Source organism: Amycolatopsis sp. NPDC005003 (genome assembly GCF_053600695.1).
Window position 1 is genome coordinate 156,148 of the sequence record NZ_JBSGAI010000012.1, and the last position, 16,808, is coordinate 172,955.

Annotated in this window: 17 protein-coding genes; 8 read left to right on the forward strand and 9 right to left on the reverse strand. The window is 70.9% G+C overall.

Annotation, left to right across the window (positions count from 1 at the left end; translation table 11 throughout):
- Nucleotide 1 precedes the first annotated feature (1 nt).
- Both ACWED2_RS16685 and ACWED2_RS16690 read left to right on the forward strand, forming a co-directional pair.
- A complete protein-coding gene (locus ACWED2_RS16685; protein WP_449691351.1) occupies nucleotides 2-898 on the forward strand; it encodes a carbohydrate ABC transporter permease in 897 nt (298 codons plus the stop codon).
- Nucleotides 898-1,770 (forward strand): carbohydrate ABC transporter permease, encoded by an 873-nt coding sequence (locus ACWED2_RS16690; protein WP_449691352.1) that lies wholly within the window; start codon nucleotides 898-900, stop codon nucleotides 1,768-1,770. Before ACWED2_RS16685 ends, ACWED2_RS16690 begins: the two co-directional genes overlap by 1 nt.
- 8 nt (nucleotides 1,771-1,778) lie before the next feature.
- On the opposite strand, the gene ACWED2_RS16695 is transcribed toward ACWED2_RS16690, so the two are convergent.
- On the reverse strand, nucleotides 1,779-2,507 hold the full coding sequence (locus tag ACWED2_RS16695; protein WP_449691353.1) for a FadR/GntR family transcriptional regulator: 729 nt from the start codon (nucleotides 2,505-2,507) through the stop codon (nucleotides 1,779-1,781).
- Between the two features lie 116 nt (nucleotides 2,508-2,623).
- On the opposite strand from ACWED2_RS16695, the gene ACWED2_RS16700 reads away from it, so the two are divergent.
- Nucleotides 2,624-3,808 (forward strand): mandelate racemase/muconate lactonizing enzyme family protein, encoded by a 1,185-nt coding sequence (locus tag ACWED2_RS16700; protein ID WP_449691354.1) that lies wholly within the window; start codon nucleotides 2,624-2,626, stop codon nucleotides 3,806-3,808.
- Nucleotides 3,809-3,873: 65 nt separating this feature from the next.
- On the opposite strand, the gene ACWED2_RS16705 is transcribed toward ACWED2_RS16700, so the two are convergent.
- Nucleotides 3,874-4,338: a VOC family protein gene (locus tag ACWED2_RS16705; RefSeq protein WP_449691355.1), complete on the reverse strand. Its 465-nt coding sequence runs from the start codon at nucleotides 4,336-4,338 to the stop codon at nucleotides 3,874-3,876.
- A gap of 102 nt (nucleotides 4,339-4,440) precedes the next feature.
- Nucleotides 4,441-4,947 carry a winged helix-turn-helix domain-containing protein gene (locus tag ACWED2_RS16710; RefSeq protein WP_449691356.1) on the reverse strand — a complete coding sequence of 169 codons (507 nt, stop codon included), beginning with the start codon at nucleotides 4,945-4,947 and terminating at the stop codon, nucleotides 4,441-4,443.
- Between the two features lie 123 nt (nucleotides 4,948-5,070).
- Here ACWED2_RS16710 and ACWED2_RS16715 point away from each other — a divergent pair, with 123 nt between their 5' ends.
- On the forward strand, nucleotides 5,071-6,213 hold the full coding sequence (locus ACWED2_RS16715; RefSeq protein WP_449691357.1) for an LLM class flavin-dependent oxidoreductase: 1,143 nt from the start codon (nucleotides 5,071-5,073) through the stop codon (nucleotides 6,211-6,213).
- On the opposite strand, the gene ACWED2_RS16720 is transcribed toward ACWED2_RS16715, so the two are convergent.
- On the reverse strand, nucleotides 6,210-7,547 hold the full coding sequence (locus ACWED2_RS16720) for an NtaA/DmoA family FMN-dependent monooxygenase (RefSeq protein ID WP_449691358.1): 1,338 nt from the start codon (nucleotides 7,545-7,547) through the stop codon (nucleotides 6,210-6,212). The genes ACWED2_RS16715 and ACWED2_RS16720 overlap by 4 nt on opposite strands.
- An 11-nt stretch (nucleotides 7,548-7,558) precedes the next feature.
- The gene (locus tag ACWED2_RS16725) at nucleotides 7,559-8,755 is read right to left on the reverse strand and encodes an LLM class flavin-dependent oxidoreductase (protein WP_449691359.1); all 1,197 of its coding nucleotides are present in this window, start codon (nucleotides 8,753-8,755) and stop codon (nucleotides 7,559-7,561) included.
- A 269-nt stretch (nucleotides 8,756-9,024) separates the two neighbouring features.
- Between ACWED2_RS16725 and ACWED2_RS16730 the strand changes: the two genes are divergently transcribed.
- Genes ACWED2_RS16730 through ACWED2_RS16745 form a run of 4 tightly spaced genes read left to right on the forward strand, consistent with a single transcriptional unit; the run spans nucleotide 9,025 to nucleotide 12,087 of the window.
- Nucleotides 9,025-9,510, forward strand: a complete 486-nt coding sequence (locus ACWED2_RS16730; RefSeq protein WP_449691360.1) for a GNAT family N-acetyltransferase — start codon at nucleotides 9,025-9,027, stop codon at nucleotides 9,508-9,510.
- The gene (locus ACWED2_RS16735) at nucleotides 9,507-10,373 is read left to right on the forward strand and encodes an amino acid ABC transporter permease (protein ID WP_449691361.1); all 867 of its coding nucleotides are present in this window, start codon (nucleotides 9,507-9,509) and stop codon (nucleotides 10,371-10,373) included. Before ACWED2_RS16730 ends, ACWED2_RS16735 begins: the two co-directional genes overlap by 4 nt.
- Nucleotides 10,370-11,137, forward strand: coding sequence for an amino acid ABC transporter ATP-binding protein (locus ACWED2_RS16740; protein ID WP_449691362.1), 768 nt, complete (start codon nucleotides 10,370-10,372; stop codon nucleotides 11,135-11,137). Before ACWED2_RS16735 ends, ACWED2_RS16740 begins: the two co-directional genes overlap by 4 nt.
- 8 nt (nucleotides 11,138-11,145) lie before the next feature.
- Nucleotides 11,146-12,087, forward strand: coding sequence for an ABC transporter substrate-binding protein (locus ACWED2_RS16745; RefSeq protein ID WP_449691363.1), 942 nt, complete (start codon nucleotides 11,146-11,148; stop codon nucleotides 12,085-12,087).
- A gap of 11 nt (nucleotides 12,088-12,098) precedes the next feature.
- On the opposite strand, the gene ACWED2_RS16750 is transcribed toward ACWED2_RS16745, so the two are convergent.
- From ACWED2_RS16750 to ACWED2_RS16765, 4 genes are all read right to left on the reverse strand, one after another.
- A complete protein-coding gene (locus ACWED2_RS16750; RefSeq protein ID WP_449691364.1) occupies nucleotides 12,099-13,343 on the reverse strand; it encodes a prolyl oligopeptidase family serine peptidase in 1,245 nt (414 codons plus the stop codon).
- A gap of 154 nt (nucleotides 13,344-13,497) precedes the next feature.
- Nucleotides 13,498-14,313 carry a carbohydrate ABC transporter permease gene (locus ACWED2_RS16755; RefSeq protein ID WP_449691365.1) on the reverse strand — a complete coding sequence of 272 codons (816 nt, stop codon included), beginning with the start codon at nucleotides 14,311-14,313 and terminating at the stop codon, nucleotides 13,498-13,500.
- A complete protein-coding gene (locus tag ACWED2_RS16760) occupies nucleotides 14,310-15,341 on the reverse strand; it encodes a carbohydrate ABC transporter permease (protein WP_449691366.1) in 1,032 nt (343 codons plus the stop codon). The genes ACWED2_RS16755 and ACWED2_RS16760 overlap by 4 nt, the downstream gene beginning before the upstream one ends.
- Nucleotide 15,342: 1 nt before the next feature.
- Entirely contained in the window at nucleotides 15,343-16,707 is a 1,365-nt protein-coding gene (locus ACWED2_RS16765; RefSeq protein ID WP_449691367.1) for an ABC transporter substrate-binding protein, read from the reverse strand.
- Nucleotides 16,708-16,808: the final 101 nt, after the last annotated feature.

Consider the following 16,808-nt stretch of genomic DNA (forward strand, 5'->3'; position numbering starts at 1 on the left):
CGTGGGGGCAGGAGCGCCCGCTCCCCGCAAGCGTGGCCGGCACACCTGGTCCGGTCTCGGGTTCGTCGGGCCCTACCTGCCGTTCCTCGTCGCGTTCGGCGTCCTTCCGGTGGTGTACGCGGTGTGGCTCGCGTTCACCGACGACACGGGTGGCTGGGCCGGCTTCCGCAACTTCACCCGGACCGCCGGCGACTACCGCTTCCTGCCCGCCTTCGGCCACGTCCTGCTCTACACGGGCGTCTGGCTCGGCGCCCTGGTCGTGCTCGTCGTCGGGTTGACGCTGCTGCTGCACGGCCGCGCGAACCGGGTCTCCTCGGCCTTCCGCTTCCTGTTCTACATCCCCGGCGCCCTCGCCGGGGCGTCGTCCGTGCTGGTCTGGCTGTTCATGCTCGACCCCACCGTCAGCCCCGGCTCCTTCCTGGTGCGCAACGTGTTCGGGTCCCACCTGTTCGTCGAGTCGATCGCGCCGGGCAAGCTGCCCTTCATCTTCGCGATGATCGCCTTCTGGACCGGGGCGGGCGGCTGGATCGTCATCATGTACGGCGCGCTGAACACGATCCCGCAGGAGCTGGAGGACGCCGCGCGCATCGACGGCGCCGGCCCGGTGACGATCGCGCTCCGCATCAAGCTCCCGTTGATCCGCAAGTGGATCGCGTACATGGTGATCCTCTCCTTCGCGACCGGGACCCAGCTCTTCGTCGAGCCGCAGCTGGTGAACCAGGCGAGCCTCGGGCTGGTCCCCGACACCTGGTCGGCCAACCAGCTCGCCTTCCAGCTGGCGTTCCGCTACGCGGACTTCAACGCCGCCGCCGCCATTTCCGTCGACCTGCTCGCGATCGGACTGCTCGCCGCGGCGCTCATCGTGACCCGCACCGGGCTGTTCAGGACGGACGACTGATGCGATTCGCCGCGCGTGGCCTCCGGTTCGTGCTCCTCGCCGCCTTCGCGGCGTTCTTCGTGGTCCCGCTGGTCTGGTTGATCCTCGCGCCGACGAAGACCGACGAGGCCCTCGTCACCGGGGATCCGCTGGCGTTCGGCGGCTTCGACCGCCTCGCGCTGGCGTGGCAGCACCTGGACGCCTTCAGCGACCACCTCTACCGGCTGTGGATCGGCAACTCGCTGCTGTACGCGGTGAGCGCGACCGCGATCGTCCTGGTGACCGGGATCCCGGCCGGCTACGGCCTCGCCTTCGGGCGCTTTCCGGGCCGGAAGCTGGTGCTGACGCTGACCCTGGTCGTGATGATCATGCCGGCGGCGGCGCTGGTGCTCCCGATCTTCCTCGAGCTCAACTCCGTGCACCTGATCGGCAACGCCCTCTCGGTGATCCTCCCGTTCGCGTTCTACCCGTTCGGGGTCTACCTCGCCTACATCTACTACGCGACCGCGGTTCCCCGCGAACTGCTCGACGCGGCGCGCATCGACGGCTGCGACGAATGGTCCACGTTCCGCCATGTCGCGCTGCCGCTGGCGAAACCGGTGGTCGCCCTGGTGCTGTTCTTCAGCTTCGTGGCCGACTGGAACAACTTCTTCCTGCCCTACACGGTGCTCGCGGATTCGAAGCAGTACCCGATCCAGGTGGGCCTGTCGGACCTGCTGTCGTCGACGCCCTCGTTCAACCCCGCCGTCGGTGGCGGCGGCCAGCAGGTGAACATCTTCCGGCCGGAACTGGCGCTTGCCACGCTGCTCGCGGTCGTCCCGGTGGCGGTCGTGTTCCTGCTGTCGCAGCGCGCGCTCGTGCGCGGGCTGGTCGGCGGTGGGGTGAAGGAATGAGCCGGGGCTCAGCCGGCCGGACGGCGCCGCTGCCAGGACGTCGCGATGTGCTCGGCCATCAGCGAACCCGCCGCGTCCGGGTCGCCGGCCTCGATCGCCTCGAGGACGGCGAGGTGCTGGCGGTTCGACTGGCGGCGGTGCCGGAGCGCGGAGTGCCCGACGTAGCGCGGGCTGCGCCGGGCCTCGGCGTGTACCGTGTGGACGATCGCCCGGCCGAGCCGGTTGCCGGACACGAGCATGATCCGCTCGTGGAACGCCACGTCGATGTCGTCGAGGAGGTCCGGTTCCCGGACCGCCGCGTCGAGCCGGGCCATGAGTTCCCGCAGTTCGGCCAGGTCCGCCGGAGTGGCCCGCAGCGCTGCCTCCCGGGCCATGCTCGATTCGAGGGAGGTGCGCACGTCGATGAGCTGATCGAGGATGTCGTAGCGCTGGTCGTGCCGCACGATGGCCGCCAGGAGGGCGGGATCGAGCAGGTTCCACGACTCCTGGGCCGACACCTGCGTGCCGACACCTTGCCGGGCCTTGACGAGTCCCTTGGCTTCCAGGGACTTGATCGCTTCGCGGACGACGGTCCGGCTGACCCCGAACGTTTCGCAGAGCACCGGCTCGACGGGCAGCAGCCGGCCGGGCTGGAGCACCCCGCTCGCGATCAGCTCGACGAGGTGGCCGACGACGGCGTCGGCCCGGCGGCCGCGCTGGTGCGGCGCGTCGGGCGGCGGAAACGCGACCGTGCTCAACGATCACCTCCGAATCGGGCGGGGGCAGCGAATTTTTTCATCATACGTAATACGATTTATGTTGTCGATTTACGCGCGGGCCGGGGACCCGGCGACCGGCTCCGTGGAGGGTTGACATGCGGATCACCGGCTTCAGGAGCCTGACCACCGTCCAGGAATGGGGCCGGCCGGTCGGCGACGCGAACGGCCTTTACGCGAACGGCGTGGTGCCGGTGCCCCTCGTGCTCCTCGACACCGACGAGGGCGTTTCGGGGATCGGCATGGGACCGCACCCGCAGCTCGAGGCGATCTTCCCGGCGATCGAAGGGGAAGATCCGCGGGGCGTGGCCGCGCTGTACGACCGGATGCTCCGCTGGACCTTCAAGGCCGGCCACGCCGGTGCCGTCTTCGGCACGATCGGCGCCCTCGACACGGCGCTGTGGGACATCAAGGCCAAGGTGGCCGGGCAGCCGTTGTGGCGCCTGCTGGGCGGGCGTGACCGGTGCGTGCCGGCGTATGCGTCGGGCCTCGACATCGCCTTGCCGGAGGAGGAGCTCGCGCGCACCTACCGGGCCTACGCCGAGCGTGGGCTGCGCATCGCGAAGATCAAGGGCGGCCTCGACGTGGACCAGGACCGGCGGCGGCTGAGCCTGGTCCGGGACGTGCTGGCGGACTTCTCGGGGGGAGTGCGCCCGGGGCTGATGCTCGACGCCAACGAGTCGTGGACGCGCAAGCAGGCCCTCCGCCACGTCGGCGAGCTCGAGCGCACGCTCGACCTGACCTGGGTGGAAGAGCCGGTGCGCCGGTGGGACGCCGAGGGGCTCGCGGCGGTGGGCCGGGGCATCCGCGCGTCGGTGGCGACCGGGGAGAACCTCACCGGGCTGGAGCAGTTCCGCCCGCTGCTGGCGGCGGGCGCGGTGGACGTCGTGCAGACGGCGTCGGTCTGGGGGATCACGCACTTCCTGCGCGTCGCGGCACTGGCCCACGCCCACGACCTTCCGGTCAGCCCGGTGGGCACCACGCCCGCCGGACTGGTGCACGCGGCGACCGCGGTGCCCAACCACCTGGTCAGCGAGCTGCAGGACCTGCGGCCCCCGGTCGGCCTGACCGTGGACCACGAGATCTCCGGCGGCGCGTTCGTGCTCGGTGACAGCGCCGGCCTCGGCGTCCAGGTGGACGAGGAGGCCATCCGCGCGCTCGGCGGCCTCCCGCCGGCAGACGGGCGGACGACTCCCGGCATCCGGCCCGAACGGGCCGGCAAGCGGATCCTGGCCGAGCCCGCCCCGGGCACCGTGCTCGCGGCGCCCGCCGCGCCTGCCTGAGCCCGGGAGCCGCGCGCCGGAGCGCGGTGGGATGCACCCGGGCATCCCACCGCCGCGGCGGCGGATCAGCCCTGGTACTCGGCGGCGACGTCGATGATCCAGGTGACGCCGAAGCGGTCGACGAGCATGCCGAACGCGGGCGCCCACGGGGCGGGACCGAACTCCTCGATGACCGTCGCGCCCTCGGCGAGACCCTTCCAGACCGGGGAGACCTCGTCGACGGTCGCCCCGCGGACGGAGAGGAAGAACGGCTCCTTCGTGATCGTGGTGCCGTTTTCGCGGTGGGTGGTGGGCGTGGCCGGGGTGGCGGGGCCGTCGGCGCCGGGGACGTCGTAGGCCATGACGCCGAAGCCGTTGTCCGCGGTGACCCGGCCGAAGACGACCTTGCCCGCGTCGGGCAGTTCGGCGGGCATGCCGAAGTCGCCGTAGGTGACGATGGTGGCCTGGCCGCCGAACACCGACTGGTAGAACTCGAGGGCCGCGCGGGCCTGGCCGGTGAAGTTGAGGTGGGCGACAGCGGTGAGCGACATGGTTTTCCGGTCTTTCTCGAATCGTGGCCGCCGGTGGGTTCCGGCGGCGAAAACCACGATCGCAGGAGTAGCGGTCAGGGAACGTCCGCTACCGAACGGGGGTCAGATCAGGGTCACCGGCGCCGATCCCTCGAAGCGGTAGCCGACGCCGCGGACGGTGGTGATCGGATCCAGGTGCGGCTCGAGCTTGGCCCGGAGCTTGCGGACGTGGACGTCGACCGTCCGGTCGCCGCCGGGCCGCCGCGGCCAGAGCGCGGACTTCAGCGCCGCGCGGGTGAAGACCCGGTCCGGGTGCGCGCCGAGGAACCGCAGCAGGTCGAACTCCAGCCGGGTCAGGGTGAGCGGGCGGCCCAGCAGGACCGCACGCCGGGCCCCGGTTTCGATGCGCAGGACCGGGTCGGAGACCAGCCTGAGGTGGGGCGCCGCCCTCGGCGTGACGGCCGTGCGCCGAGGACGGCCGGTCGTGACGTCGATGCTCGCCAGGCCGTCCAACGCGGTGGCCAGCCGGGCGGCGACGAGGGCCGCGTCGCCGGCCCGGCCGGTGAGGTCGATCCGGATGTCCAGGTGGAACACCTCGGCGTTCGCGCGCTGTTCGGGCGGGGGCGTCATGACCGGGATTGTCGTTCGTGACCGCCGCGGCGTGAAGGGTGCCCGGCGGGTGGAACGACTTGACGGCGCGTGGTCCCCGGGCGGCACGATGATCGTGTTCCACGAAGCGGACGGAGCCGCGCGATGAGATTCCAGGTCCTGGACATCCTGCCCCACTTGACGAATCCGGTGACCGGCCGCCGGATCCGGCCCGACGAGCGCTTCGCCCAGGCGCTCACGTCGGCGCGCTACGCGGAGGAATTCGGGTTCGACGCCGTCGCGCTCGGCGAACGGCACGCGGGGCACTTCCTGAGCAGCGGCGTCACCGTCCTGCTCGGCGCGATCGCGGCGACGACGAGCCGGGTGCGGATCCAGACCGGCGTCTCGGTCCTGTCGATCCACGACCCGCTGCGGGTGGCGGAGGACTACGCCACGGTCGACCAGCTCTCCCGCGGACGGCTGGAACTGGTGATCGGCAAGGGCAACGAACTGCGTCAGCTGCCGATGTTCGGCATCGAGAACGGCGACCAGTGGGACGCGCTCGCGGAGAAGTACGAGCTGCTGCGCCGGCTCTGGCGCGAGGAAGACGTCACCTGGTCGGGCCGGTTCCGCGGCCCGCTGCACGGGGTGACCAGCCTGCCGCGCCCGTTCGCGGGCGCCCCGCGGATCTGGCACGGCTCGGCCACCACGCTGACCTCGGCCGAGCTGGCGGCGAAGTGGGGCGATCCGCTGTTCTCGGCCAACGCCCTCCAGCCGCGGGACCGGTACACCACGCTGATCGAGCACTACCGCAAGCACTACGCCGACCACGGCCACGACCCGCGGTTCGCGTTCGTCGGCGCGGGAGCCGGGTTCCTGTACCTCGCCGACACGACGCAGGAAGCCCGCGAGGCCTTCGGGCCCACCTACGAAAAGATCGTCGAGTTCTTCAACCAGCCCGGAAACCACACGCCGGGCAACCCGATGGAATTCCCGACGGTCGACGACGCCATCGCACGCGGCCCGGTCCTGGTCGGCAGCCCGCAGCAGATCGCCGAGAAGATCCTGTGGTGGCACGAGGCTTTCGGGCACGACCTGCAGTCGTTCAGCCTGCCCACGATGATCCCGCACGAGCAGCAGCTGGACATGCTGGAGCGGTTCGCCGCCGAAGTCGTGCCCGTGGTGCGCGCGGCCGCGCCGACGGCGCTGTGGACCGACCAGGACCCCTACGGCGGCCGCCCCGCCGTCCACGGCCGCACCACCCCCGACGCGGCGGCCGTGGTGTCCGAACCGGACAGTCGCGCTTAGGCCGGTTCGATCCCGAGGTGGTCGCGCAGGGTGGCGCCCTCGTACTCGGTCCGGAACGAGCCACGCTCCTGCAGCAGCGGTACCACCGTGTCGGCGAACTCGTCGAGGCCGCCGGGGGTGACGTGGGGGACGAGGATGAAGCCGTCGCTCGCGTCGGCCTGGACCAGGTCGTCGATGGCCGCCGCCACCGTCGCTGGGGAGCCGATGAACGTCTGGCGTCCGGTGACCTCGATGATCAGGTCGCGGGTGGACAGGTTCTTCGCCTCCGCGAGCTGCCGCCATTCCCGGGCCGTGGCCAGGGGATCGCGGTACATGCGGACGCTGGCGCGGCCGGGCGCGATCGTGGACCCGTCGACCACCGGGTCGGTCGCGGGCAGCGGGCCGTCGGGATCGTGGTCGGACAGGTCGGTGTTCCAGACCTGTTCGAGGAACTTGATCGCGGTCTGCGCGCTGACCTGCTGCCGCCGGACGACGTGGGCGCGCTCGTGGGCGTCGGCGTCGGTGTCGCCGAGCACGAACGTCGCCGCGGGCAGGATCACCAGCTGCTCCGGCCGGCGGCCGTACTTCGCCAGCCGGCCCTTGACGTCGGAGTAGAACGCCTGCCCGGCTTCGAGGGTGCCGTAGCGGCTGAAGATCGCGTCGGCGGTGGCCGCGGCGAACTCGCGGCCCTCGTCGGAGTCGCCGGCCTGGATGATCACCGGGCGCCCCTGCGGGCTGCGCGGCACCGGGAAGCGGCCTTCGATGTCGAAGTGCGCGTCGTGGTGGGCGAAGGCGCCCGCCGAAGGATCACGCAGGAACACACCCGAGTCCGCGTCGGCGGCGATCTCGTCGCCGCGCCACGAGTCGAACAGCTCCCAGGCGGTGCGCAGGAACGTCTCGGCGCGCTCGTAGCGCTGGTCCTGGGGGAGGAACCCGCCGCGGCGGAAGTTCTCGCCGGTGAAGGCGTCCCACGACGTCACGACGTTCCACGCGGCCCGTCCGGCGGACAGGTGGTCGAGCGAAGCGAACTGCCGGGCCACCTCGAAGGGCTCGTTGAACGTCGAGTTGATCGTCCCGGCCAGCCCGAGCCGCTCGGTGACCGCGGCCAGCGCGGACAGCACGGTGAAGGTGTCCGGGCGGCCGACGACGTCGAGGTCGTAGATCTGCCCGTTCTGCTCGCGCAGCCGGAGACCTTCGGCGAGGAAGAAGAAGTCGAACTTCGCGCGCTCGGCGGTCTGCGCGAGCTTGACGAACGAGCTGAACTCGATGTGGCTGCCGGCTTCGGGGTCGCTCCACACGGTCGTGTTGTTGACGCCGGGGAAGTGCGCCGCGAGGTGGATCTGCTTCCGGGACATCTCGGGCCTCCTCAGACGCCGGCGTAGCGGTTGGCGGGCCGGGGAAGGCCGAGCAGCCCGCGCAGGGTGCTCGCCTCGTACCCGGTGCGGAAGGCCCCGCGGGACCTCAGCACGGGGACCAGGCCACGGGTGATCGCGGTCAGGTCGTGCGGCAGCGCGCCCGGCCGCAGCCGGAAGCCCAAGAGCCCGGCGCGCTGCCAGTCGAGCAGCAGGTCGGCCAGCCCGGCCGGGGTGCCGGTGAAGACGTGCGCGTCGGACGTGTACTCGGCGCCGAACCGGTCGTCGAGCCGCGCCTTGCGGTCGGCGGCGGCCCGCTCGGTCTCGCCGAGGAACACGACGACGTCGCCGAAGACGTGCAGCGTCTCGCCGGCGCGGCCGGCCCGGTCCTGCTCCTCGCGCACGGCGGCGACGATGGTCGTGGCCTGCTCGCGGTCGAACGGCGTCACGTAGACGACGTCGGCGGAGCGGGCGGCGAGCCGGTACGGAACGGCGGCGTGGGCCAGCGACGTGACCGGAGGCTGCCCCTGCGGCGGCCGCGGCGTGATCGACGGGCCCTTGACCGAGAACCAGCGCCCGCTGAAGTCGATGTAGTGCAGCTTCTCGCGGTCGACGAACCGGCCGGTGGCGACGTCGCGGATCTCGGCGTCGTCCTCCCAGCTGTCCCACAGGCGGCGCAGCACCTCGACGTAGTCCGCGGCCTCGTCGAACAGGTCGGCGAGGGGGCTGGGCCGGTCCGGTTCGGCGGCGTCTTCGAGCCGGAACTCCCCGAATTCGCGGCGGCCGAAGTGCCGGTTGTCCTCGGCCCGGCCGGCGACCTGCACGCGCACCCCCGCCCGGCCGGTGCTGACGTAGTCGAGCGTGGCGATCGCCTTCGACAGGTGGAACGGCTCGGTGTGGGTGACCACCGCGGTCGGCACCAGCCCGATGTGCGAGGTCAGCGGCGCGACGCGGGCGGCGATCAGCACGGCGTCGAGGCGGCCCTGGACGAGGTCGGTCCGCTCGCCCGGCCGGTCGAGGTAGCTCACCGTCTGCAGGGCCAGCGAGTCTTCGAGGGTGACGAAGTCCAGCAGGCCGGCCTCGGCTTCGCGGACCAGGTCCGCCCAGTAGCCGGCGGTGAGCAGCTCGCGCGGCCGCGCGCCGGGTTCGCGCCACGCGGCGGGGTGCCACCCGGCCCCGTCCAGCGCGACGGCGATGCGTGGTCCAGTCATCCCGGCGGTCCCTTCTCCTCGGCCTGTGGCCGCAGTGTGCGCCCTTTCCCCCTGGGCGGGCCGAGGTGGCCCAACGGGTGGGACGCTCCGGGGCGCCGGGAATAAACCGGGGGCGGGGTGTCGCAGAGGCGGGAGGAGCACTGGCTTCCAGGATCTGGAACTCGCGACCGGCTCGTTGACTGGGCTCCGCACGGTTCCTAAAGTTCTTCGGTGTCAGCGGAAAGCGTCCGCGCTTTTCTTCCCCTTTCCATTCCGGAGCAGGTATTCCCATGCCCGAATCCGTCTGGGTCGCCCAGTCTGATCCGCGGGTCCGGCCGTTGCTCGCCGACCTCGCCCGCGAATACGCGACGCGGTACCACCGCGCGCTCGTCGACGAGCACCACAAGCTCCGGGAATACCCGGCCGAACATTTTTCCCCGCCCGACGGCGGTCTGCTGCTGCTCCTCGTGGGCGACGTCGCCGTCGCGGGTGGGGCGTTCCAGCGCTACGACGAAGAAACCGCCGAGCTCAAGCGGATCTGGACCGGACGCGCGCACCGCGGCCGGGGCCTCGCCCGTCGGGTCGTCGCCGAACTGGAGGCCGAAGCCGCGGCTCGCGGCTACACCCGGATCTTCCTGACCACGGGCCCCAGCCAGCCCGAGGCGCGCGGGCTCTACCTGGCGACCGGCTACACACCGCACTTCGACGTGACCGCCGTCCCGCAGACGCGGTTGCCGTTCTCGAAAGCGCTTCCGGCTGCGGTGGGGGCGAGATGACCAGCGATCTCGGGACGCGGCCCGCGTCCGCCGCGACGCCGGAAGAAGCGCTGAAGATCGTGCCCGCCCGGCACCCGCTGACCTGGGTGGCCGCCGCCGTGGTGGCGGTCCTCGTCGCCATGGCCGGCCACGCGCTGGTGACCAACAAGGCGTTCGACTGGCCGACGTTCGCCCGGTTCGTGTTCCAGAAATCGATCTTGGAAGCGGTCGCGCTGACGCTCGAACTGACGTTGTTCGGCGTCGTGGCCGGGTTCCTGCTCGGCACGGTGCTGGCGTTGATGCGGGTTTCCCGCAATCCGCTGCTGCGCGCGGTGAGCTGGACCTACACCTGGATCTTCCGCTCGGTCCCGCTCATTCTGCAGCTGCTGTTCTGGTACAACCTGGCGATCCTGTACAACGAGATCTCCTTCGGCGTCCCGTTCGGTCCGTCGTTCGTTTCGGTCGGCACGATGAGCCTGATCCCGCCGTTCCTCGCCGCCGGGCTGGGGCTCGCGCTGCACCAGGGCGCGTACGCCGCGGAGATCGTGCGCGCGGGCTTCCTTTCGGTGGACGCCGGGCAGCGCGAAGCCGCCGCGGCGCTGGGGATTCCGTCGGGCCGGCAGTTCCGCCGGATCGTGCTGCCGCAGGCGCTGCGCACGATCGTGCCGACCGCGGCCAACGAGATCATCGGCCTGCTGAAGGCGACTTCGCAGGTGTACGTGATGGCGCTGCCGGAGCTCTTCTACCAGGTCCAGGTGATCTACACGCGCAGTGGCCGGGTGATCCCGCTGCTGCTGGTCGCCACGGCCTGGTACCTCGCGCTGACCACCGTGCTGTCGATCGCGCAGTACTACCTCGAGCGCCGGCTGGGGCGGGGCGCATGACCGCGGAGTACACGGTGGACGTCCGGGGAGTCCACAAGAGCTTCGGCGCGCTGACCGTCCTCGACGGCGTCGACCTCCGGGTGCGCCACGGGGAAGTGACCGTCCTGCTGGGACCGTCGGGTTCCGGGAAGTCGACGCTGCTGCGGCTGATCAACCACCTCGAGCGCGCCGACCGCGGGTTCATCAGCGTCGACGGCGAGCTGATGGGCTACCGCCGCTCCGGCGACCGCCTGCACGAGCTCAAGGAACGGGAGATCCTCAAGCAGCGCACCAAGATCGGGTTCGTCTTCCAGAACTTCAACCTGTTCGGCCATCTGACCGTGCTGGAGAACGTCGTCGAGGCGCCGATTTCCGCGCAACGCCGTCCGCGTGCCGAGGTCGAGGCCAAGGCCCGTGAGCTGCTGGACCGGGTCGGGCTCGCGGACAAGGCGGACCAGTACCCGCGGCGGCTGTCCGGCGGCCAGCAGCAGCGGGTGGCGATCGCCCGGGCGCTGGCACTGGAACCCGGCGTCCTGCTGTTCGACGAACCGACGTCGGCGCTCGACCCCGAGCTGGTCGGCGAGGTCCTGGAAGTCATCCGCGACCTGGCGAAGGCGGGCACGACGATGGTCGTGGTCACCCACGAGCTGGGTTTCGCGCGCGAGGTCGCCGACACCGTCGTCTTCCTCGACGAAGGCCGCGTGGTCGAACAGGGCCCGCCCGCCCGAGTGCTGGACCACCCGCAGCACCCCCGCACCCGTGCCTTTGTGGAGAAAGTCCTTTGAGGAGAGTCATGAAACTGAGAACCCTGCTGCTCGCTTCGGTGTTCGCGCTCGCCGCGTGCGGCAGCCCCGAAGCGGCGACGTCGGGTGCGCCCGCCGACCAGCCCGGCGGCGTCAACATCACCGCGAACCAGAACCGGATCCGGGCGCAGAAGGCCGACGCGATCGCCGCGCTCGTCCCCGCCGGCATCCGGGCCCGCGGCACCCTCGTCGTCGGGACCACCGGCAACGGCACCCCGCCGCTGTCCTTCCGCGCGGACGATGACAAGACGGTCATCGGCGTCGAGCCCGACCTCGCCCAGCTGGTCGCCGACGTCCTCGGCCTCCGGCTCGACCTGCAGCCGTCGTCATGGGAGAACCTCTTCCTGTCGGTGGAGAACCGGCAGTTCGACGCCGGGTTCTCGAACATCACGGTGACCGAGGAGCGCAAGGACAAGTACGACTTCGCGACCTACCGCAAGGACACGATCGCGTTCGAGGTGAAGAACGAGAAGAACATCGCCGTCAAGGAGCCGAAGGACATCGCCGGGCTCACCATCGGCGTCGGCGCCGGGACGAACCAGGAGCAGATCCTGCTGCGCTGGGACCAGCAGAACAAGGCCGCCGGGCTGGCCCCGGCGAAGTTCCAGTACTACCAGGTGACCTCCGACTACTACCTGGCCCTGCAGTCCGGCCGGATCGACGTCTTCGCCGGCCCGAACCCGACGTCGGCCTACCACGTCGCCGTGGAGGGCAAGACGAAGATCGTCGGCACGGTCTCTGGCGGCGGCACGATCCCGGCGGACATCGCGGCGATGACCAAGAAGGACGACGGCCTGGTGAAGGCGCTGCAGCAGGCCCTGGACACGATCATCCGGAACGGCCAGTACGCGGAGGTCCTCAAGCGCTGGAACCTGACGTCGGAGGCGCTGCCGGCCTCGGAGGTCAACCCCCAGGGCCTGCCCCGGAAGTGAGCCGGCCCGGGTCAGGAGCGGCGGTTCCGCGCCATCCACTGCCAGAGGTGGGTGCCGTCGGTGCTCGGGTCGTTGCGGGCCACGTAGATCCACGACCAGTGGCCGGGGAACCGGTAACCGTTCCGGACGACCTGGTCGTAGAGGGTCAGCGCCGAGCCGGGGATCAGCTCGTGCGCGTGGACGGTGTTGGCCAGCGGGTCCACCGTGTCGTCGTCGCGCGAGGCGACCAGCCAGGTGGGGGTGCCGATCGCGGCCAGTTCGGCGTCGGGCACCAGCGGGGGATCCCCGGCCTTCCGCGCGGTGACGACGCCGCAGATCGGGACCGACGCGGCGAACGTCGTGGGGTAGGTCGTCGTCATCTTCAGCGTCATGTAGCCGCCGTTGCTGCAGCCGGCGACGTAGACGCGGTCCGGGTCGACGGGCCGCGTGCGCTGCACCTCCCGGACGATTTCGTGGATGAGCGGGGCGAAGCGGGGACCGTCGTCCATCCAGGCGGACGTGCTCTGCGGGGCCACCACGTGCGCGCCGCCGAAGATCGCCTGCGCTTCCCGGGTGGCGAAACCGAGTGCGCCGCGGTTGGCGCGCAGCGTGGTTTCGTTGTCGTAGTAGCCGTCGGGCAGGGAAGCGCCTTCGCCGCCGCCGTGGAGCCAGACGATCAACGGCCGCCGTCCGCGGGGTGCCGTGGGGGAGTAGAGCCGGTACTTCATCCCGGAGCGGGAGGTGTGGTGGCCGAAGGCGTCGACTTCGGGGTTGGCCAGCCGGCCTTGGGTGAACCGGGTGAAGGTGACCGGCCGGCCGTGCCGCAGCCGGACGGGGGCGGTCTGCGTCACGGTGTAGCCGAGGTCGAGCCGGACGTTGCGGCTCCTGCTGCCGAGGTAGCCGAGGGTGGCCCCGCCGGGCCGGCCCTCGCCGTGGCTCAGCTCGAGCACGATGTTCCCGCGGGGATCGAGCCGTGCGGCCGTCACCGGCCGGTCGAGGTCGTAGCCGACGTCCTGGCCGACGGTGTCGATCGGGCTGGTGGCCTTCGCGTGCACGCGGAACGTGCCGGTGGTCAGGCTCGCGGGGTCGATCGGCCCGATCCGGCCGGTGTGCAGGGTGATCGAGGTGATCTGTTCCCCGCCGTCGAGCGTCTCCGCGTCGAGGGTGAAGCCCACCCCGTCCTCGCCGGTGGCGAGGGCGACCCCCGGCAGCGCGAGACCTGCGGCGAGGCCCGCGCCGGTGACCAGCACGGCCCGGCGGCTGAAGAGCTTGTCCATCCGAACTCCTTCGTTCGTGGATCCTCCGGTCGGAGCAGGTGCGGCGGTGAGCCGTGGCCGGCTCACCGCGAGCGGAACGGTCCCAGGTTCCCGGGCGGTTCACGGCCCGGCAAACGCAGTGCCTGTAACTTTCCCACAATCCCGCCGCGCGCGGTCAGCCCTTCAGCGAACCCTGCAGCAACGCGGTCACGAACCGGCGCTGGAAGACGAGGAAGACGACCAGCGTCGGCGTCAGGATCAGCAGGGAGCCGGCGCACAACAGCGGGATGTCGGTACCCCACTGTCCTTGGAACGCGCCCAGCGCGCCGGCCATCGTGCGGTCGGCGGGGTCGTCGACCAGGACGATCGCGAGCAGGAACTGGTTCCAGGTCCACAGGAACAGCAGGATCGCCAGTGACGAGAGCGCGGGCTTGGCGAGCGGGACGTGGATGCGCCAGAACAGCTGCCAGGTGCCGACCCCGTCGACGCGGGCGCTTTCCGAAAGCTCCGGCGGCATGGTGACGAAGTGGGCGCGCATCCAGTACACCGAAAACGGCATGTACAGGCCGATCAGCGGCAGGATGATGGCCCAGCGGGTGTTGAGCAGGCCCAGGTCGCGCATCTGGAAGTACAGCGGGGTGATGATCCCTTCGAACGGCAGCGTGAGGCCGACGACGAAGAGCAGGAACACCGCCCGCCCGCCGGGCATCCGCAGGTGCCCGGTCGCGAACCCGGCCATCGTGGCGATCAGCAGGGACACGGGGACGACGCCGAGCACGATGAGCACGCTGGACTTCAGGAACTCGCCCAGCCGGGCCACTTCGAACGCGCGCCGGAAATTGCCCCACTGCGGGTCGGCCGGCCAGTCCAAACCGGACGGATAACTGCCGGAGGGGTGCAACGCGGTGACGAAGAGGCTGAGGAACGGCAGCAGGGTCGCGGCCATCAGCAGGACGAGCAGGATCCGCCCGGTCAAGCCGGTGTCCTTCACGGCTTGTCCTCCTTCGTGACGCGTTGGACCGGCAGGACGAGGAGGAGGACGAGGAGCATGAGCACGACGGCGAGCGCGGAGGCCAGTCCCACCTCCCGTTGCGAGAACGCGAGGTAGTAGATCTCCAGGCCCGGCACGATGGTGGCGTTGCCGGGCCCGCCCTGGGTCGAGACGTACACGATGTCGAAGCTCGCCAGTGCCGCGATCACCGTCACGGTGACGCAAACCCCGATCTCCTGGCGCAGGCTCGGGACCGTGATGGCGAAGAACTCGCGGACCACGCCGGCGCCGTCGATCCGGGCCGCCTCGTAGAGCGCCGGGTCGATCTTGCTCATGCCGGAAAGGAACAGCAGGATGCACAGGCCGAGCAGGACCCAGGCGCCGATCACGCCGACCGCCGGGAGGGCGGTCGAGGAGTCGCCGAGCCAGGCCTTCGACACCGTGCCGAGGCCCACCGCCGAGAGCAGCTGGTTGACGACGCCGGTCGCCGACAGCAGCCACGTCCACGCGATGCCGGCCGCGACGAGGGGGATGACCTGCGGCAGGAACAACACGGTCCGGGCGACGAGCGCGAGGCGGCTCGTCGCGATCCGGCGGATCGTCGCGGCGATCGCCAGGCCGAGCAGCACCGGGATCCCGCTGAAGAACAGGATCAGCGTGAACGCGTGCAGGATCGACTCGTACAGCGCCGGATCGGTGAAGACCTTCGCGTAGTTGCCGAACCCGGCCCACCGGGACGCCCCGATGCCGTTCCAGTCGTAGAACGAGTACTGGACGGTCAGGACGACCGGCCGCAGCACGAACACGGCGTAGAAGACCAGCGCGGGCGCCACGAAGAGCCAGCCCACCCAGCCCGCGCGCCGTCGCCGGCGCGCCTTCGGCACGCGCCCCGAGGCGGCCTTCGGTGCGCCACCCATGCCCTCGCCGCCACCCTTGGCTAAGGCGCTTCGCGCCGCAGCGCCGATCGACGCACCGAAGGCCGCGTCGGGGCGCTCGTCGCGGACGGCAAGCGGCTTGCGACGCGCCACGCTAGCTCCCGACCTGGTCGGCGTAGTCGCGTTGCACCGACTTGAGCAGCCCGTCCGGCGTCTGCTCGCCGGAGACCAGCTTCTGCAGCTGAGGAGTCCAGCTCTTGGCGTAGATGGCGCCGGTCGCGTTGGCGATGAAGTCCATGGCGGTCCCGTCCTTGTCCACCTGCGCAGCGGCTTCGAGCGTCCCGGCGGTCACCGAGCCCGCCGCCACCTGGGGCAGTGGCGCGTCCGCCGGTCCCATGGGGTGCGATCCGCCGGTCGTGACCGCGACTTCCCGCGCCTTCCCGTTGGTCGCCACCCAGTTGAGGTAGAACGCCGCGCAGTCGGCGTGCGGTGCCTTGGCGCTGATCCCGACGGTGAGGGGCGCCGACATGGCCGCGGGCTTGGCGCCCGCCTGCGCCGGCGGCATCGGGAAGAAGCCGACGTTGCCGGCCAGCTGCTTGTCGAGGTTCGCCGATTCCCAGTCGCCGTTGAAGCTGAAAAGTCCCTGTCCCGCGGTGAACCGGCTGACCATCTGCGCGTAGTCGACGGCGTTGACGTCGGGGGCGAAGTACCCGGCCTTGATCCACTGCTCGAGGTGCCGCACGGCCTGGAGGTTCGCGGGGGTGTCGATGGTGGCGCCGGGCTTCTGGTAGATCCAGTCGTTGATCGGCCCCGGCTGCCCGAGGGACGCCATGAGGTCTTGCAGCGGGAAGGCCAGGCCGCCGGTGGCGCCGCCGTTGAACTGCTGGATCGGCTGGATGCCGGCGTTCTTCGCCTTCGCCATGGCCTCGTCGAGCTGCGCGAGGGTGGCCGGCGGCGTCGTCATCCCGATCCGGGCCGCGAGCTGCTTGTTGTAGAAGACGCCGGTAACGCTGAAGTTCAGGCCCATCGCGTAGAGCGAGCCGGCACCCCGCGGCCGCCCGCCGGGGCCCATCCGCAGCTGGGCGAGCTGCCCGGACGGCCACTTGTCCCAGCCGAACCACTTGGCGTAGCCGTCGAGGTTCTTCAGCAGCCCGTCCTTGACCAGTTCCGACACCTGCGGCAGCCGCATCAGGTCCGGCGGGTCGTCGGCGAGGACCCGGGGCGCGTTCTGGGTGATCACCGCGAACTGGTCTTCCCGGACGTCCCACTTGACGTTCGGGAACTGCTTCGTGAACTCGTCGGTGAGCGCCTTGGCCATCGGGAAGCCGGTTTCGAAGTACCCGCGCATGGTCACCGGGGCGGTCCCGCACGTCGGCTCCGCGGTGACGGCCGTCGCGGTGGTTTCCCCCGGGCCCGCGCTGCTGCCGGGCCCCGAACAGGCCGTGGCCAGCGTGCCGGCCAACGTGAGGACCAGGAGGGTGCCGAAGGGGCGGGTGGTGGGTGTTCGACGGGACAACATCGTCTCCTCCGTCGCAAGTGGATTCACCGGTGGAGCAGGGAGTTCGATTGCCAAACCGCGATTGCTAAACCGAGTTAGCATCGGTAGTCTCGGCGATCGGA

Bases quoted from the DNA above. Each gene is read 5' to 3' on its own strand.
- ACWED2_RS16690 (WP_449691352.1), top strand. From the start codon at position 898: ATGCGATTCGCCGCGCGTGGCCTCCGGTTCGTGCTCCTCGCCGCCTTC.
- ACWED2_RS16700 (WP_449691354.1), top strand. From the start codon at position 2,624: ATGCGGATCACCGGCTTCAGGAGCCTGACCACCGTCCAGGAATGGGGC.
- ACWED2_RS16705 (WP_449691355.1), bottom strand. From the start codon at position 4,338: ATGTCGCTCACCGCTGTCGCCCACCTCAACTTCACCGGCCAGGCCCGC.
- ACWED2_RS16710 (WP_449691356.1), bottom strand. From the start codon at position 4,947: ATGACGCCCCCGCCCGAACAGCGCGCGAACGCCGAGGTGTTCCACCTG.
- ACWED2_RS16715 (WP_449691357.1), top strand. From the start codon at position 5,071: ATGAGATTCCAGGTCCTGGACATCCTGCCCCACTTGACGAATCCGGTG.
- ACWED2_RS16720 (WP_449691358.1), bottom strand. From the start codon at position 7,547: ATGTCCCGGAAGCAGATCCACCTCGCGGCGCACTTCCCCGGCGTCAAC.
- ACWED2_RS16725 (WP_449691359.1), bottom strand. From the start codon at position 8,755: ATGACTGGACCACGCATCGCCGTCGCGCTGGACGGGGCCGGGTGGCAC.
- ACWED2_RS16730 (WP_449691360.1), top strand. From the start codon at position 9,025: ATGCCCGAATCCGTCTGGGTCGCCCAGTCTGATCCGCGGGTCCGGCCG.
- ACWED2_RS16735 (WP_449691361.1), top strand. From the start codon at position 9,507: ATGACCAGCGATCTCGGGACGCGGCCCGCGTCCGCCGCGACGCCGGAA.
- ACWED2_RS16740 (WP_449691362.1), top strand. From the start codon at position 10,370: ATGACCGCGGAGTACACGGTGGACGTCCGGGGAGTCCACAAGAGCTTC.
- ACWED2_RS16745 (WP_449691363.1), top strand. From the start codon at position 11,146: ATGAAACTGAGAACCCTGCTGCTCGCTTCGGTGTTCGCGCTCGCCGCG.
- ACWED2_RS16750 (WP_449691364.1), bottom strand. From the start codon at position 13,343: ATGGACAAGCTCTTCAGCCGCCGGGCCGTGCTGGTCACCGGCGCGGGC.
- ACWED2_RS16765 (WP_449691367.1), bottom strand. From the start codon at position 16,707: ATGTTGTCCCGTCGAACACCCACCACCCGCCCCTTCGGCACCCTCCTG.